The organism is Wolbachia endosymbiont of Drosophila incompta, assembly GCF_001758565.1.
In the GTDB taxonomy this organism is placed as follows: domain Bacteria; phylum Pseudomonadota; class Alphaproteobacteria; order Rickettsiales; family Anaplasmataceae; genus Wolbachia; species Wolbachia pipientis.
Map to the genome: position 1 here is coordinate 343,636 of NZ_CP011148.1, position 665 is coordinate 344,300.

The 665-nt window shown below is 34.1% G+C and carries 1 pseudogene; it reads right to left on the reverse strand.

Annotated elements, in window-relative coordinates:
* Window positions 1–665: pseudogene (locus WG67_RS08135) on the reverse strand (UvrD-helicase domain-containing protein); the annotation flags it as partial.

A 665-nucleotide genomic window follows, 5' to 3' on the forward strand; every position in this document is an offset into this window, starting at 1 on the left:
CCAATCTTTATAGTTTGGATTGCTAAGAAGATTTGTTGCTAAGTTGATTATATCATTGTAGTCAAGCAGTGCATTTTTTGATTTTTCACTATTATACAAATCAACATATACTTTAAATACACCAAGTAAGCTACTGGTTCTCTTGAATATTTGATAAGAGTTCATGTCTCTTATATGGGTAAATACTACATTCTGAACGCTCTCTATTATTTGCTCTGCATCTTTGAATTTCTCCAAAATACTTTTTGTTGCAATGGATGATATGCTCTTTTTTTCGTGCGATTCTGATTTTAAAAAGACCTTGGCTAGGTTTTCTACTTTAGTGTCATTCCAGCGCGTGACGCTGGTTCTTTTCTTCTGGATCCCAGCTGGGATGACAGTAGAATAAAGTATTTCACTATAACTCTGATCTCTTTTACTGCCTTCACTTAATATCTCGGCTAGTCTTTCCACGTGCTCAATTGTTTCACTCTGTAAGTCATGAATTTCATCTGGGGCGCTCAATTTATCTTTGATATATTTCGAATCATTTGCTGACGCTGATCTTTTTACACATAAAGTATAAAGCAAATCGCGTAGTTTATTTTCATCAATTTCAGTTGCAATAAGGTTGATATCATCCTGCACAGTTTCGTTATGAAGCACTTTATTGAATATGATGGAAT